The sequence below is a fragment of the Fictibacillus sp. S7 genome (assembly GCF_004127935.1).
In the GTDB taxonomy this organism is placed as follows: Bacteria; Bacillota; Bacilli; order Bacillales; family Fictibacillaceae; genus Fictibacillus_C; species Fictibacillus_C enclensis.
The window spans coordinates 1,353,066-1,368,557 of the sequence record NZ_QJKL01000001.1 but is presented as its reverse complement, the minus strand read 5'-3'; the positions used below and the strand labels follow the sequence as shown (position 1 = coordinate 1,368,557).

Annotated in this window: 18 protein-coding genes and 1 tRNA gene; 14 read left to right on the top strand and 5 right to left on the bottom strand. The window is 41.6% G+C overall.

All coding sequences use genetic code 11. The annotated features are described in order from the left end of the window. Nucleotide 1: 1 nt before the first annotated feature. Nucleotides 2-520: a 2'-5' RNA ligase family protein gene (locus DMO16_RS06935; RefSeq protein WP_061969090.1), complete on the bottom strand. Its 519-nt coding sequence runs from the start codon at nucleotides 518-520 to the stop codon at nucleotides 2-4. Between the two features lie 64 nt (nucleotides 521-584). Then, nucleotides 585-1,307 carry an alpha/beta hydrolase gene (locus tag DMO16_RS06930; protein WP_061969092.1) on the bottom strand — a complete coding sequence of 241 codons (723 nt, stop codon included), beginning with the start codon at nucleotides 1,305-1,307 and terminating at the stop codon, nucleotides 585-587. A 129-nt stretch (nucleotides 1,308-1,436) separates the two neighbouring features. Here DMO16_RS06930 and DMO16_RS06925 point away from each other — a divergent pair, with 129 nt between their 5' ends. The 3 genes from DMO16_RS06925 (at nucleotide 1,437) to DMO16_RS06915 (ending at nucleotide 3,008) form a co-directional block, all read left to right on the top strand. Continuing rightward, on the top strand, nucleotides 1,437-1,991 hold the full coding sequence (locus DMO16_RS06925) for a phosphatidylglycerophosphatase A family protein (protein WP_129476214.1): 555 nt from the start codon (nucleotides 1,437-1,439) through the stop codon (nucleotides 1,989-1,991). 128 nt (nucleotides 1,992-2,119) lie between these two features. Next, nucleotides 2,120-2,815 carry a DUF6143 family protein gene (locus tag DMO16_RS06920; RefSeq protein WP_206738066.1) on the top strand — a complete coding sequence of 232 codons (696 nt, stop codon included), beginning with the start codon at nucleotides 2,120-2,122 and terminating at the stop codon, nucleotides 2,813-2,815. 117 nt (nucleotides 2,816-2,932) lie between these two features. Continuing rightward, nucleotides 2,933-3,008 (top strand) — tRNA-Val (locus tag DMO16_RS06915). A gap of 374 nt (nucleotides 3,009-3,382) precedes the next feature. Here the strand turns inward: DMO16_RS06915 and DMO16_RS24150 are convergent. Further along, nucleotides 3,383-3,556, bottom strand: coding sequence for a hypothetical protein (locus tag DMO16_RS24150; RefSeq protein ID WP_164988872.1), 174 nt, complete (start codon nucleotides 3,554-3,556; stop codon nucleotides 3,383-3,385). Between the two features lie 360 nt (nucleotides 3,557-3,916). On the opposite strand from DMO16_RS24150, the gene DMO16_RS06910 reads away from it, so the two are divergent. From DMO16_RS06910 to DMO16_RS06890, 6 genes are all read left to right on the top strand, one after another. Next, nucleotides 3,917-4,753: an STAS domain-containing protein gene (locus DMO16_RS06910; protein ID WP_061969100.1), complete on the top strand. Its 837-nt coding sequence runs from the start codon at nucleotides 3,917-3,919 to the stop codon at nucleotides 4,751-4,753. Between the two features lie 311 nt (nucleotides 4,754-5,064). Continuing rightward, on the top strand, nucleotides 5,065-5,772 hold the full coding sequence (locus DMO16_RS06905) for a DNA alkylation repair protein (RefSeq protein ID WP_061969102.1): 708 nt from the start codon (nucleotides 5,065-5,067) through the stop codon (nucleotides 5,770-5,772). A gap of 816 nt (nucleotides 5,773-6,588) precedes the next feature. After that, nucleotides 6,589-6,732 (top strand): hypothetical protein, encoded by a 144-nt coding sequence (locus DMO16_RS24145; RefSeq protein ID WP_164988871.1) that lies wholly within the window; start codon nucleotides 6,589-6,591, stop codon nucleotides 6,730-6,732. 139 nt (nucleotides 6,733-6,871) lie between these two features. Next, complete coding sequence (locus DMO16_RS06900) at nucleotides 6,872-7,615, top strand: SDR family NAD(P)-dependent oxidoreductase (protein ID WP_129476207.1); 744 nt, start codon at nucleotides 6,872-6,874, stop codon at nucleotides 7,613-7,615. Nucleotides 7,616-7,697: 82 nt separating this feature from the next. Then, nucleotides 7,698-8,591 carry a cation diffusion facilitator family transporter gene (locus DMO16_RS06895; RefSeq protein ID WP_061969108.1) on the top strand — a complete coding sequence of 298 codons (894 nt, stop codon included), beginning with the start codon at nucleotides 7,698-7,700 and terminating at the stop codon, nucleotides 8,589-8,591. Further along, nucleotides 8,584-10,113 (top strand): MDR family MFS transporter, encoded by a 1,530-nt coding sequence (locus tag DMO16_RS06890; RefSeq protein ID WP_129476205.1) that lies wholly within the window; start codon nucleotides 8,584-8,586, stop codon nucleotides 10,111-10,113. The genes DMO16_RS06895 and DMO16_RS06890 overlap by 8 nt, the downstream gene beginning before the upstream one ends. 23 nt (nucleotides 10,114-10,136) lie before the next feature. On the opposite strand, the gene DMO16_RS06885 is transcribed toward DMO16_RS06890, so the two are convergent. Next, nucleotides 10,137-10,508, bottom strand: coding sequence for a VOC family protein (locus tag DMO16_RS06885; protein WP_129476202.1), 372 nt, complete (start codon nucleotides 10,506-10,508; stop codon nucleotides 10,137-10,139). A gap of 130 nt (nucleotides 10,509-10,638) precedes the next feature. Here DMO16_RS06885 and DMO16_RS06880 point away from each other — a divergent pair, with 130 nt between their 5' ends. The 5 genes from DMO16_RS06880 to DMO16_RS06860 all read left to right on the top strand — a co-directional run bounded on the left by DMO16_RS06880 (nucleotide 10,639) and on the right by DMO16_RS06860 (nucleotide 15,259). Further along, nucleotides 10,639-11,499, top strand: a complete 861-nt coding sequence (locus DMO16_RS06880; RefSeq protein WP_129476199.1) for a LysR family transcriptional regulator — start codon at nucleotides 10,639-10,641, stop codon at nucleotides 11,497-11,499. Nucleotides 11,500-11,574: 75 nt separating this feature from the next. Further along, nucleotides 11,575-12,291 (top strand): 2,3,4,5-tetrahydropyridine-2,6-dicarboxylate N-acetyltransferase, encoded by a 717-nt coding sequence (gene dapD / locus DMO16_RS06875; protein WP_129476196.1) that lies wholly within the window; start codon nucleotides 11,575-11,577, stop codon nucleotides 12,289-12,291. A gap of 26 nt (nucleotides 12,292-12,317) precedes the next feature. Continuing rightward, nucleotides 12,318-13,442 (top strand): N-acetyldiaminopimelate deacetylase, encoded by a 1,125-nt coding sequence (locus tag DMO16_RS06870; RefSeq protein ID WP_061969118.1) that lies wholly within the window; start codon nucleotides 12,318-12,320, stop codon nucleotides 13,440-13,442. Nucleotides 13,443-13,558: 116 nt separating this feature from the next. After that, on the top strand, nucleotides 13,559-13,804 hold the full coding sequence (locus tag DMO16_RS06865; protein WP_061969120.1) for a YkuS family protein: 246 nt from the start codon (nucleotides 13,559-13,561) through the stop codon (nucleotides 13,802-13,804). Between the two features lie 150 nt (nucleotides 13,805-13,954). Further along, complete coding sequence (locus tag DMO16_RS06860; RefSeq protein WP_061971556.1) at nucleotides 13,955-15,259, top strand: hemolysin family protein; 1,305 nt, start codon at nucleotides 13,955-13,957, stop codon at nucleotides 15,257-15,259. A gap of 25 nt (nucleotides 15,260-15,284) precedes the next feature. Here DMO16_RS06860 and DMO16_RS06855 read toward each other — a convergent pair whose 3' ends face one another. Next, nucleotides 15,285-15,488, bottom strand: coding sequence for a ChaB family protein (locus DMO16_RS06855; protein WP_129476193.1), 204 nt, complete (start codon nucleotides 15,486-15,488; stop codon nucleotides 15,285-15,287). Nucleotides 15,489-15,492 lie beyond the last annotated feature (4 nt).

Below are 15,492 nucleotides of genomic sequence, written 5' to 3'. Positions count from 1 at the left end.
TTTATGCTTCCTTCCCCAGTTTGAATGTTTTGTATACGTTCCAGCGGTCTGATTCTTCATCCCGTTTGAGAAGGTGAAATTCATTTACGGTTTCTTTATATTCTGCTTCCACCATTTTAAGACGTTCAAGAACATCGGCGTGCTCTACATCAGAAAGCTTTTGAGCAAGCGTCAGATGGGGGACGAAATTATAAGGATGCTCATGCTGAAGCGGCCCCTCGTAAAGCTTTTCATGAAGAGAGATAAGCTCTTCGGTATTGTTTACTTTTAAATAGATGACATTGTTAACCGGATGAAAGGAACTTACCCGAGAAATATGAATCTTGATAGGAGGAGCAGTCTTGGCCACATTTTCAATATAACTTACAATTTCATCAATTTCAGAATCACTTGCGACAAACGGATCCTTCAGGGTAATGTGAGGATCGATAATGGAATAATGAGGATCATAACGTTTGCGGTATGAATTTATTTTATCTTTCAGGTCTGTAGATGGGAAAATGGCAATACCATAGTTCATTTAATTTTCCTCCCTTATCTTTTGGATTAGTATATCAAAAATTCTTATAACTTCACAAATTGAATTATTTCCCGAAAATAAACTTCAATGCAGGAATCAAGTTCTTCTGCCAATCAGACCAAAGGTGATTTCCATCAAATTCTTCATATCGATACTCGAAATTCTTGGTTTTCAGTTCGCTGGCCAATTTCCGGTTGGGAGTCAGAAAATCTTTTACACCGCTAGGCGATGCATATTCGTTTTCTTCCGTTCCCACAGCGTGGTAAAACTTTAGTAATTCATACCCCGAAAAGGAATACAGAATGTCCAGTACATTTGCATCAATAAAAGGCGACTGCAAAATCAACTGGCCAAATGTACGAGGAAAAGTTAATCCGCAGACAAGCGAAACAAACCCTCCCAGTGAATCTCCAATCAAGCACATACCGGAACCCAGGAGATATGTATTGAATTCATGGTTAATGTAGGTTGGCAGTTCATTTGACATAAACCTCAAGTAGGAGGAATGTTTTAAGCCGTTAGGGTGGTATTTTTGATATCTGTCATCTCCACGATGATGGGCAATTCCAATAATGATCATGGGCTCAATGTCCTGAGATTGAATCAAGTCGTCCGCTGTTGAGGCAAGTCTTCCCAATTGAAAATAATCGGGACCATCTTGCGCGATCAGCACCGGGTATTTTTTTAAAGTGGTAAATGCTGGCGGGTAATAGACCAGTAAAGGAACCTGTTCGTTCAGCTCCTTGCTATGTAGGGTTTGTTCATCGATGGTACCTTTAAAGGGCATATCTAATTCTCCTATCTTGAAAAGAGCGCTTTCATAGTGTTCGTTTTATTTTATCATACAGTGGTATAATGTAATCAAGATTTATGATAATTGTGCAAAAATCCAAGGAAAGCACAAGAGGTGAACATAATGACAAAGAGAGTACACAGCCGGGATGTAGAGGCAGCGGCGAGGACATTGCTGGCTGAGCGCGGTGTCTCAATACCCGATATAGCTGAAATTGTATTTGAAATGCAGTCTCCGTTCTCTCCTCAATTAACAATGTCTGAATGCATTGAAAGTGTAGATAAAGTACTAACAAAACGGGAAATGCAGCACGCCCTGCTTGTTGGAATCGAACTGGATAAACTGGCAGAGAAAAAAATGCTGTCGGAACCACTGCAGGCCATTGTTGAAATGGATGAAGGTCTTTTTGGCGTAGACGAAACGATTGCGCTTGGTGCGGTTTTCGGCTATGGAAGTATTGCAGTAACGACATTCGGTCATCTCGACAAGTACAAACTGGGAATCATTCGCAAGTTGGATACGAAAACAAACGAAGGTGTTCATACATTTCTTGACGATCTGGTGGCCAGCATTGCCGCCAATGCTTCCAGCCGTCTTGCTCATCGCCTCAGAGACCAGGAAGAACGATTATCGAAGGAAGAAATCGCTATGAACGACCAGGAAGAAAAAATAGGGTAACCAAGCTGTCCTTATGGGATGGCTTTTCTTTTACCCATTTTTCCAAATAGACTGACCAAGTATAGCTTATCTACATATGGTAATAATGTGTAAACTTTAGAGAAGGGAAAATGCATATGCTAAATAGAATGTACCCGTATGGACAGGGGGCAGGATATGGTTATGGTCAGGGAAGCTATCCCAACATGAATCCAAACATGAACTATCCTAATCCCAACATTAGCCCGAATATGAACTATCCGGTAAGTCCTAATATGAATGTGAATATCCCCGTACAGCCCAAGATGCCAAATATGGGCTTTGGCAAGTATCCAAAAGAGGAGAAAGAAACCGAGGTCAGTCCTGCAGAAGAAACGAAGGCCAACAACTTTCTCGGATCTACTGATACGCTTTCGGTCTGTCCCTGCCCGCCAGGTGAGAATGTATGGGCATCGCTTGTCAATCCGGCAAGCTCTAACGTGGATGTTTCCTTACAGCGGATCACCATCTCGAACATGACATGCAATCCCATGGTTGCTAAAATCTATTTCAAGCCAACGCTTCCGTTTAACGGGAAAATGTCCTCAAATGTAACACCGGCAGATCTTTCAAAAAATCCGCCTGAACGGCCAAGAGGGCAAATCCAGTACGGAATTCTTCCCAATTCCCCAGTCAATGGGACAATTGCAGCAACACGAGTAATTCCAGCAAATACTTCCATTACGGTTGATCTCGACGGCCTGTGGGTGATCGGTCAGGGGACGAACGTCATGGTCTATCTGACCGCTCACTGCAACGACTGTAACTTAAAATCCGTAGTTTCCTTTGAATGGGAAGAAAAATAATGGAATCAAAAGGGCCCTGTTTTCAGGGTCTATTTCTTTTTAAATATTTTTGATAAAAGGGGTTGTCAAGTTAGCTTGTTATGAGATATAATTCTATTTGTCCGATACATAATTATTGATCCGATAGCTCAGCTGGGAGAGCGCTACCTTGACAGGGTAGAGGTCGGGGGTTCGAACCCCTCTCGGGTCACCATAACTTATACATATTAACAGCCTGTAACGCCTTGTATATCAAGGATTGCGGGCTTTTTTATTTTTTGATGCACTCCTTCCTTCATTTGTAGGGGGGAGCGATCACTTCATAAGCAGAAGTTTTTTCCCTTTTCGATGAGTTTATTATTTTTTAAGAACAGACAAATAAAGGAAGACTGGGTAAATAAACTCTTTGACTACATTAATCAATTTAATAATATTGTCGCAAATTTAGAAAAATAATACGATAAGTCTAAATAGAGTATGAATTAAGCTTATATTGCTAATTGAGCTAATGGGATGGTCAAAATAGCAACAATCTATACGAAAAGAGACAAAGAAAAAAACCCTTTAGAAAGGGTTTTTAAATGATTATTAAACGCCGGTGCGACGGTGTTGGTTGTTTGCCTTCTTCGTCTGCTGGCTTTTCATTTGCTTTGTAGATTTTACAGGATTCGTAGAAAATTTCCCGTTTGCCTGCTGCTGTTTTTTTTCAGCCAGTCTTTGCTTAACCGCCTCTTGAAAGCTTAGTTTTTTTTCAGATGACATCTATTCATACCTCCTAATGCCGATGATTCTTAACTTTAATGATATCTTCTTATGGGCGTTTTGTCTGCATGTTTTTACAGATTGGGCATCTTAATAGGAGAATAGAGGCATTTCCACTATGTATTACCCCATCTACATTTGAAGAGTTTGGCCTGTTTGATATACTTATTGTTTGGCTAATTACCAATATTTACTTGAGCATTTTAAAGAAGTTGTCCCTGGTCATTTGCTACAATAAAATTATGATTAAAAAAGATTAGCAACTTCTGGGTAAAAATGTTAAATGGCTTTAATTGGACTTTAAAGTAGAATACAGAGGAGAAAAGACTATTTCTAAACGGCTGGAAGGAGAAAAACCTAATGGAAAAGCTTCAGCAAAAACAGATTATGGATTTTATTGAATACAACAGGGAAGAGTTTCAAACCAAACTATTATCTGAGGCTGGTGATGTTGCGGGTAAAATAAATGATATTTTACAATCTGGAAATATCGATCTTTTGAAAAACGCGGAGAAGATGATCAAGTTTGTTGTTGAAAACAGAGACAACGAACTTGTATCCTTTGCTCAACAAGAAGGTGTAGCCTGGGCGAGGCATGCTTTAACCCTCACTCTTAAGTTGGAATGGGTACATGCCATTAGAAGAACGATATGGCATTATATGTATGAATTTGATCTTAGGAACACCAATGAACGCAGCATTTCAGACTATAGGGAAACGATCTTTCAAATGGAGCAGCAGGTCAACGACGGCATCGATAAATTTCTCAATAGTTTCTTTATAAGCTATTCTACTTATAAAGATGAATTGATCAGCACTCAGCGAAAAATGGTGGAGCATTTGTCCGTTCCTATAATACCAATCAGTCCTTTTGTTGCGGTTCTTCCTTTAATTGGCGTTATTGATGTATATCGTATAGATACCATTGAAGAAAAAGTTTTAACGGAGATTTCCAATATGAAAATTCGAACCTTGATTATTGACCTATCAGGCATTACGGATATGGATATTGAGGTCATTCATCATTTTCAAAAAGTGTTGAGCGGCGTTTCCTTAATGGGATGTGAGGCGGTCATTACTGGTCTACGTGCAGAACTAGTTAGAAAAATGATTCATTTAGATATATCATTTGATCAATATGCATCAACTAAAGGTACTCTTCAGCAAACATTAACCACCTATTTTAAAACAAATTAAATGAAACAGAACAAAATACGTTCAGAAATTCTTCTTTACCGATCTTACTAAAAAGATCGGTTCAGCTTGTAGACAAAGTCTCATGTCTACAAGCTTTTTTTATTGTAGAATGAAACCAGATACGGTTTGAGGGGAGAATTTAGATGTTATTTTATCGAAACATTCTACTGATGGACGTCACCAAATTACACTGCAGCTCTAGATGAATTAGGGTCTTTACTCTTTGTACAAAGATCGGAAGCGAACTGAAATAGCCTCCGCGGTTCGCGGTTAAAATGAAACGAGAAAAATAGTAAGGGAGGAATTGCACAATGGACTTTGAAACAGTTATGCAGGAACTTGAAGTGCTCGGTAAGGAACGAACAAAAAAAATGTACTTATCAAATGGTGCGCACGAGCCGCTTTTTGGTGTGGCTACAGGTGCTATGAAACCACTCGCAAAGATAATAAAAATAAATCAACGTTTAGCTGAAGAGCTTTATGCCACAGGTAACTACGATGCCATGTATTTTGCAGGCATCATTGCAAACCCAAATGGCATGACTGAGGCTGACTATAACCGATGGTTGGATGAAGCATATTTTTATATGCTTTCAGATTATGTAGTGGCAGTAACTTTATCAGAGTCGGAAATTGCACAAGACGTTGCTGATCAATGGATTGCAAGCGACGAAGAACTTAAAATGTCTGCCGGCTGGAGTTGTTACTGCTGGCTGTTAGGGAATCGCAAAGACCATGAGTTTTCAGAAAGTAAAATATCCAATATGCTTGATATTTTGAGAAATTCTATTCATGCTTCGCCAGAACGAACAAAATCTGCAATGAATAATTTTTTAAACACGGTGGGGGTTTCATTTTTGCCGCTGCATGAAAAGGCGGTCGAGACCGCGAAGGAAGTGGGTATCGTAGAAGTAAAACGCGACAAGAAGAAAAGCAGTTTCCTAAACGCTTACGAAAATATTCAAAAACAAATGGATAGAGGGAAGCTTGGTTTTAAAAGAAAGTATGTGAGATGTTAACAATAGCTTTTTTAGTACTCTTTTAAATCACCATAACTTATACATAATATCAGCTTGTTAGTCCTTGATGAAGTCTGTCTGTTCTTTTCTCTTACTTCCCTTTTATTGTTATCCTTTTTAGTAACTTGTTTCAATGATATATCATGTAACATAAGGTATGTCTTTAAAGGAAATTAAGGATAAAATCGATAACGTATATCAAAGGGATATGCGAAACGTACATGAGGATGTAAGGTATATGCTAAAAAGGACAGCCAGCCCGGCTGTCCCTATTTATTTGGATCCAATTAGCTTCGCCCTTCTAGCAACCAATTTTGGGACGGGTTCTTTTCAACTTTATTTACGTCACAGCATTTGAATTTAACAAGACTGCCATCAGAAATTGCTGCTATAACAATCCCTGTAGTAGGATCATATTGTCTGAAGGTCACTTGAACGGACGTACCATGTAAATGAATACGCACCACATTTCCAGGCTTCAGGTGTTTAAACCGCATGCAAACCTGTGAATGTTTTTGGGGGAACTTCATTTGCCAACCACCTTTTTTAGGATTAGAACTTGTACTTGTGATAGCTTATGCATCTCGTCCGATGTTGGTTTGGACGGGCAGCGAATTTTTGGACCTATGTTTTTCTCTGGCATGTTGGGGTAACGTAACAAATAAGAAAGGATGAATGTTGATGAGTCAGAAAATGAAGGCAGTGGGTTTGTACAAGTATCTCCCAATCGACCATCCAGAGAGTTTGGTGGATGTATAAATTGAATAAGCCGGTTCCAGGACTAAGTTTACCCGCTCTCTATTCGAAAAGGAAGATATGATAAAACAGCATGAGGTTCTCTCAAAAGCCACATTAACGGAAACATTGGGACCTTTCAATGCAGAAACCATGAGAGAGGCGCATTCCAAGCTGGAATCAGGTAAAACGATTGGAAAAGTAGTTGTAAGTAATAACAAATAAATAAAAGTAGTTTCTAACTTTAAAAACAGCAGCCAGCTGCTGTTTTTTTTAGATCATTCCCTGTTATTGTTATAGAATTTAAGGGAATATTTCAGGAATCGAATGAAGCTAAATCCATGTAAAAGGAGATGTTCCACATATGTTTAAAGGCAAGGTAGTGATTGTAACGGGTGCAGGGCAGGGGATTGGAAGGCAAATTGCGATTGATTACGCGCATGCGGGTGCTCGTGTGGTTATTGCGGATGTGAAGGAGGCAGAAGCGGCGGAAACGCTGAAAGAGATTTCTTCAGCAAATGGAAAGGCTGAATTTATCGAAACCGATGTCCGGAAACCGGAGGATATCGTGGCATTAATGGAAAGGACACAGACTATTTTTGGTCCAGTTGATATTCTGATTAACAATGCCGGAAAGGGGATTTGGAAATCACCACTCGAACTAAGTGTGGATGAATGGGATGATGTCATTCAAACAAATCTCCGCAGCGTTTTCTTATGTTCCAGAGAAGCGGCAAAACAAATGAAGCAAAAGGGAGGGGGATCGATTGTGAATATTGCATCGACTCGTGCTTCCATGTCAGAACCCAACAGTGAAGCATATGCTGCCACCAAAGGAGGCATTGTGGCTATAACCCATGCTCTGGCCGCTTCCTTGAGCGAAGAGGGAATTACAGTTAATTCCATTAGTCCTGGCTGGATTGAAACAAAGGACTATGAGGGCCTGCGTGATGTGGACCATGAACAGCACTGGTCAAAACGCGTTGGAACCGTTTCTGACATATCAAGAGCTTGCTTGTATTTAACGAATCCGGAGAATAACTTCATCAACGGTGAAAATCTTGTTATTGATGGCGGAATGGCCCGGAAAATGATTTATCACGATTAATAATCTTGCACAGGGATGTTTTTTAGTAAGTTTAGACATCCTAACTGCAAATACAGGAGTATGGTTAAAGGGAGATTAGGACATGGCAGAGCAGAAGGTGCAGGCAAAAGTGGAGAGAGGCGTTTATCTTAGTTTGGCAGCCTATATCGCTTTATCCTTTCTAAAACTGGGCATAGGCTGGCTTTATTCCTCCGAAGCTCTGGTAGCAGACGGATTAAACAACTCAACGGATATTCTGGCCTCTTTGGCTGTTCTGATCGGTTTGAAAATTTCAAAAAAACCTGCGGATTTAGACCATCCCTATGGCCATCTCAGAGCGGAAACCATTGCATCCATGGTCGCTTCTTTTATAATGGTAGTAATTGGGCTCGAGGTATTGATTTCTGCCATCAAAAGTATTGTGGTTTTTGAAATCGAGCCTCCATCCATGATTGCAGGAATCACGGCCATTTTTTCTGCCTTGGTTATGCTGGGAGTTTATCGGTACAATATCAGGCTTGCCCGCCAAACAGAAAGCCAGGGTTTAAAAGCAGCGGCTTTAGATAACCGGTCCGATGCGTTTGTCAGCATTGGTGCGGCTGTGGGGATCTTTGGAGCACAGCTCGGTGTAGTTTGGCTGGATCCCTTGGCGGCAATCCTTGTTGCCATCATGATCATCAAAACCGGCTGGGATATCTTTTACGAAACTTCACATAATCTCTCCGACGGGTTTGATTATGAAGAGGGGAAAAGGATAGAAAAGCAAATTTTGAACGTGCAAGGCGTGAAGCAAGTAACGGATTTAAAAGCCAGAAAACACGGGAATTCGGTGATTCTTGATGTAACCATCCATGTTCACCCGGATCTGAATGTGATTGAAAGCCACGCGATTACGGAAAAGCTTGAAGCCGAACTCAGGCGTAAATATAAAGTAGAAAGTATTTCTGTTCATGTAGAGCCGCATGAGATACGAAAAGAGGTTGAGACAAATGAATGAGAGTTTCCAAAGGAAAGAGCCCGCAAGCAGAGAAGAACCGCAGACAAAACGGCCGTATGTTCTTGCATCGGTGATTATTGCCATGTTTATGGCAGCCATCGAAGGAACGATTGTTTCTACAGCCATGCCTGGCATTGTTGGGGATTTGGGTGGATTTGCTTTGTACAGCTGGGTATTTTCCGCATATCTGCTCATGCAGGCGGTCACTATTCTTATTTATGGGAAGTTGTCCGATTTATACGGCCGTAAGCCCGTTTTCATGATTGGTATTATCATTTTTTTAATAGGATCGGTTATGTGCGGGCTGGCAGGCTCTATGAAACAGCTGATCATTTACCGTTTGATTCAGGGTCTTGGAGCAGGAGCCGTGCAGCCAATCGCAACTACAATTGTTGGGGACATGTACACGATTGAAGAGCGGGCGAAAATTCAGGGCTACCTTGCAAGTGTTTGGGGAATCTCAGCGATTGTCGGTCCGTTGCTTGGAGGTTTCTTTGTTACATACTCCCATTGGTCATTAGTATTTTGGATGAATATCCCGCTTGGAATTCTAGCTATGGCAGGTGTTGGAAAATTCCTGCATGAGAACGTAGAGCGGAAAAAAGTACATATCGATTACCTTGGTTCGCTCCTTGTTTTGATTGGGGTAAGTTCCCTGATGGTTCTTCTTATACAGGGAGGGACAGCGTGGCCATGGAATTCATGGGAAACCTACGTTCTCGGAATCGGCTCGGTGCTCATTCTGTTCGGTTTCTTCAAGCATGAGTCAAGGATTCCTGAACCCTTGATGCCGATTTCTTTATGGAACAACCGCCTGATCTCGCTTTCAAATGCCGCATCGCTAACGAACGGTGCTGTGTTGATCGGGATTTCCAGTTTCCTTCCCACTTATATTCAAGGGGTGATGGAACAGCCACCCGTTGTGGCTGGTTTTACGTTGACTGCCATGTCGGTTGGATGGCCAATTTGTTCAACGATTGCCGGAAAGCTGCTATTGAAAATAGGGTTCCGCCCCGTAGCAGTTTCAGGCGGTATTGCCTTGCTTCTTGGTTCGCTAGTATTTATCTTTATGGACCCCGCCAAAGGCCCGGTTTGGGCCGGTGCTGGTTCCTTTCTTATTGGGTGCGGCATGGGGCTGACGAATACCACCTATATTGTTGCCATTCAAAATACAGTCGACTGGAAAACGAGAGGGATTGCCACGGCATCCAATATGTTTATGAGAATCGTGGGAAGCGCACTGGGAGCTGCCGTTCTCGGCGGTATTCTGAACACCAGACTGAGTACCTATTTTGACCGCCATGGAAATGAAAATGAGAAGGTCACACTCGATGCGGCTAACATTTTGCTGGATGAAGAAAAAAGAAGCAAGCTGAGCAGTTCGGTACTGGAGCTGCTGCAAAATGGCCTTTCGTTTTCCCTTGCCGATGTTTATAAAGGTGTTCTTATCCTGTCGATTTTAAGTTTGCTGTTTTCCATTCTGCTTCCCAAAACAGAAAATCCAAAGACAAAAAGCCGGTAATTACCGGCTGCTGTTCTTCATGGTTATGTTGTTTTCTCAAGAAACTCTATGCGATTACCGAAGGGATCACGGAATGAGAACCTTGATAAGCCCGGAATTTTAATTTCCTCTTTTACAGCTAATCCGTGGGAAAGAAGATGTTTTTTTACAGAGTCAAGCTGGGCCACTTCAAATGCGGGGTGGCTTTTTCTTTTTTGGAGAGGAATGTTTTCAATACCTAAATGAAGCTCCTGCTTTCCCATTTGATACCATAATCCGCCGTTTGGTTTTAAACTCTCGGGTTTTTCAATCTCCTGAAATCCCAGGATTCCCGAAAAGAAGGATCGTGCCTGATCTTCAGCACCAGGGGGAATGCAAAGCTGTACATGGTGAATGCCTTTTACGTCTACTTTCATTGTTTTCATCCTCTCATTATGGTTCATCTCTACTTTTTATCTTAAATATTTCGTGCAGAGATGAAAAATAGAATATAATAGGTTAGAGTTATAAGTTTTGCTTATGAAGTTTAGCCGAAGGGGGAGCAGCATGCAGCTATCTGAATTTAAAATCCTTCAAGTGCTCGCTCAGGAATTAAATATGAGAAAAGCATCCGAGCGCCTGTATGTTTCTCAGCCAGCCTTGAGCCAGCGCTTGCAGAGCATTGAAAACAGCTGGGGGACAAAAATTTTCCTACGATCGCAAAAAGGGCTCGCAATCACGGCAGCAGGAGAAAAAATTATATCCCATGTTAATGAGACGCTGAAAGACGAAGGCCGTGTGAGAGAGGAACTGCAATCCCTTTCCAAAGAAGTGTTTGGTACACTAAGGCTTGCGGTGGCGTCCATCATAGGGCAGTACTGGCTTCCAAACACGTTAAAAAAATATGTGAACCTGTATCCGCAGGTCAATATCTCTCTCATTACGGGCTGGAGCAGTGAAATCATCAAGCATCTGTATGAAGATCAGATTCATATTGGGATCGTCCGGGGGAATCCGGAATGGCGGGGAGAAAAAATCCACTTATTTTCTGACAGTCTGTACCTTGTGGATACGGATATTTCTTCTATTGAAGAGTTACAGAAAACAGAAAAGCCTTTCATCCAGTTTAAAAGCCATTCCACCTATTATCAGGATATCCAGGAGTGGTGGCAGGACCACTTTTCCATTCCTCCGAAAAAAACCATCATTGTTGATCAGATCGAAACATGCAAACAGATGGCTCTTCACGGGATTGGATATGCCATTCTGCCTTCCATCTCCTTACGTGAAGCGGATGCCTTTCATCAGGTTCCGCTGCATAATAAGAATGGCGAGCAGATGAAGCGTGACACATGGATGATCTGCCATGGTGCTTCACTTGAACTGAAACAGGTCGAAGCTTTCGTGAAATTGGTGAAGGAAGATTGAAACAATTTGGTTTGAATGTTGGCTGAATTAGTGGTTTAATACAATACAGAACGTATTAAAGGAGGAGCACACACCATGAAAATGATGGATGCAAATGAAATTATTTCTTTTATTAGTAACAGTAAAAAATCAACACCTGTAAAAGTATATGTAAAAGGGGATCTGAAGGGGCTCCAATTCGGTGAAAACACTCAATCGTTCATCAATGGGAACACCGGGGTACTATTTGGTGAGTGGAAAGAGATCCAGGACGTACTGAAAACCAATGAAAGCAAAATTGAAGATTTTGTGGTGGAAAATGATCGCCGCAATTCAGCCATCCCGTTGCTTGATATGAAAAATATTAACGCACGTATTGAACCAGGTGCGATTATCCGTGACCAGGTTGAAATTGGAAACAACGCTGTAATCATGATGGGCGCTGCCATCAATATCGGTTCAGTAATTGGTGAAGGTACTATGATCGACATGAATGTGGTTCTTGGCGGACGTGCAACTGTCGGGAAAAACTGTCATATCGGAGCAGGTTCCGTCTTGGCTGGTGTGATCGAACCGCCATCTGCAAAACCTGTTGTTGTTGAAGATGATGTCGTTGTTGGGGCGAACGCGGTGATTCTTGAAGGAGTTACAGTTGGACAAGGAGCTGTTGTTGCAGCAGGTGCCATCGTCATCGAAGATGTACCTCCATACACAGTGGTAGCCGGAACACCTGCGCGTGTGATTAAAGAAATCGATGAAAAAACAAAATCGAAAACAGAAATTAAGCATGAATTGCGTCAACTGAACGATTAATCTTGTCTGGACAGGAATGATATTGAATGGAAGCTCAACGTTTCATTGACATTAGAAGACAGCTGCACCAAATTCCTGAACCGGGTTTTATGGAATTCAAAACACAGCAGTTTATTCTAGATTTCATAACTCAGCTGCCACAAGAACGCCTGAGCGTAAAAAAATGGAAGACTGGTTTACTTGCTAAGGTGTCAGGTACCCATCCTTCAAAAACAATTGCTTATCGCACGGATATGGATGGATTGCCGATTAAGGAAGAAACCACCTATGAATTTTCTTCTCTTCATAAAGGATTCATGCATGCCTGCGGACATGATATCCATATGTCCGTCGCATTGGGGTTGCTCGATTATTTTGTCAATCACCCGGTGAAGGATGATTTGCTGTTTGTGTTTCAGCCGGCAGAAGAAGGGCCAGGGGGGGCACTTCCTTTGCTTCAAAGCGAAGAGTTTCAGTCCGAAAAACCCGATATGATCCTCGGATTGCATATCGCTCCGGAATATCCGGTTGGCACAATTGCGGTCAAAGAAGGGCTTTTGTTCGCCAACACGTCGGAGCTTTTTATTGATATTAAAGGGAAAGGCGGACATGCCGCTTATCCTCACCTTGCCAATGACATGGTCGTTGCCGCCAGTCATTTGGTGACCCAGCTTCAGTCGATTGTGGCACGAAACATTGATCCTCTTGATTCAGCCGTCGTGACGGTTGGTAAAATTACCGGCGGGACAAAGCAAAATATCATTGCGGAAACCGCCCGTTTGGAGGGGACCATCCGTACTCTTTCCTCCGACTCCATGAAAAAGGTCAAAGGAAGGATCGAATCCCTTGTGAGGGGTCTCGAAATGTCTTTTGATTGCCAGGCCGAGATTGATTATGGCGCCAATTATTATCAGGTGTACAATCATGAAGAACTGACGAGAGAATTCATTGCCTTCCTCGAGCGAGAAAAAACAGCTGAATTTTACCATTGCAAAGAAGCCATGACAGGAGAAGACTTTGGCTATTTTCTAAAAGAAATTCCAGGGTTTATGTTTTGGCTAGGAGCAGACAGCGAGTTCGGTCTTCACCATTCCAGGATAGAGCCGAAAGAAGAAGCGATTCCTGTCGCTCTCCGTACGCTTGTTTCTTATATCGAATGGAAAGCAAAATGAAATTAGAAAACATATTAAATAAGGGGCTGCTCGTAATGAGCAGTCCTTTTTTCGTTGTCAGAGGAATAAGTCGCCTTCTCCTAGGAAAAATTAAAAATGCTAAGGAGGTGGAAACGATGGCAAGAATTGGTGTGGAGGAATCCTTAACTAATGTTTCCGATGCTTTAAAAGCTAAAGGTTTTGATGTGGTTATGCTTCGTCAGGAAAATGACGCAAACGGCTGTGATTGCTGTGTGATCTCTGGTCAGGATGAAAATGTGATGGGCATGCAAAATGCAGTTGTGCAGGGCTCTGTCATTAACGCAGACGGTATGAGTGCTGATGATGTTTGTCAGGCAGTACAAAGCAAGCTTCAGCAATAAAAAAACAGAGGGGAACAGCGATTAAGCTGTTCCTTCCTCATTTGTCTTTGTTTATCTGCTAGGTGTAGAGGGTAATCTTTATTATCTTTACTCTTATTTTTCAGCAGGAGGTGACGTTCCTTGGTCACATAAGTGATCTGGGATAACCACATGGCATTATTCAATATCTTCATTATTATCATCCTAATATTAATAACCGCATTCTTCGTGGCTACTGAATTTGCCATTGTAAAAGTCCGATCAACCCGAATAGATTTTCTGGCAGAACAGGGAAACGGAAATGCAAAAGCTGTTAAAAAAATTCTGGCCAATATCGATGGTTATCTTTCTTCTACACAACTGGGAATTACGATAACATCACTGGCACTGGGTGGAATGGGAGAACCGACAGTGGAAACGCTGCTTCATCCCGTTTTTCAGCATGTAGATCTGCCAGCGCAATTAATCAACACCATTTCTTTTATCATTGCATTTACAGTTATTACGTATTTTGAGGTTGTACTTGGCGAATTGGCTCCAAAGTCATTTGCAATCAGAAAGTCTGAGGCTATTGCCATGGCGGTTGCAAGACCCTTAATTGCCTTCAGCGTGATTATGTTTCCGTTTATCTTCCTTTTAAACCGTTCCGCTGCGATCCTTACCAGAATAATGGGACTGAAGCGCGGGGAAGAACACGAAATGGCCCACAATGAAGAGGAATTGCGCCACCTGCTATCCGAAAGCTTTGAGGGCGGGGAAATCAACCAATCCGAATACCGTTATGTAAACCGGATATTTGAGTTTGATGACAGACTGGCGAAGGAAATTATGGTTCCCCGTACCGAGATTGTCTGTTTATATAAAGAAAATACCTTTTGGGAAAACCTTGATATCATGAGAGGGGAAAAGTTTACGCGATATCCGGTTGCCGATGAGGATAAAGACCATATTATTGGTTTGGTGAACATAAAGGAATTCTTTAATGAACATGTAACCAATGAAGAAGAGGAGCTGGAACGATACATACGGCCCATCATCTCTGTCCATGAATCGTTTCCCATACAGAAGCTGCTCGTAAAAATGCAAAAAGACCGGGTGCATATGGCAGTATTAATGGATGAGTATGGAGGAACCTCGGGCATTGTTACCGTTGAGGACATTATTGAAGAAATCGTAGGTGAAATTCGGGATGAGTTTGATGAAGATGAAGAGCCGAGAATCAAAAAAGTAAATGATCAAGTGACCATTCTTGAAGGAAAGGTACTTATTTCCGAAGTGAATGAAATGTTCCATCTGGATCTTGATGATTCGGATCTTGATACAATCGGAGGCTGGTTTTTAAGCCAGGGAATTGATGTGGACCTTGATAAAGAAGTAGAACACGAAGGGTATACATTCAAAGTGATTGAAATGGACGGACATCAAATCAAAAAGTTAAAAGTGATAAAAAGAGAAAAAGAAGAGGCAACAACATGATATAACATGTTGTTGCCTTTTTTTATTACTCTTCTTTTTTTACCCACTCATCGTTATCATTTTTTTCGTACTTGTTTTTTACCGCACTCCATGCAACCTTGAAAGCCGTTTCTTCTTCTTTGTATTCTTCAGAGGCAGAATTGAAGGCTTCTTTGAAGATTTCCTGTGCGTGGTGCGGAAGGTTGTCTTTTACTGAATCTGGCAGTTCTTTAAGAGAATCATAAGGCAAGATA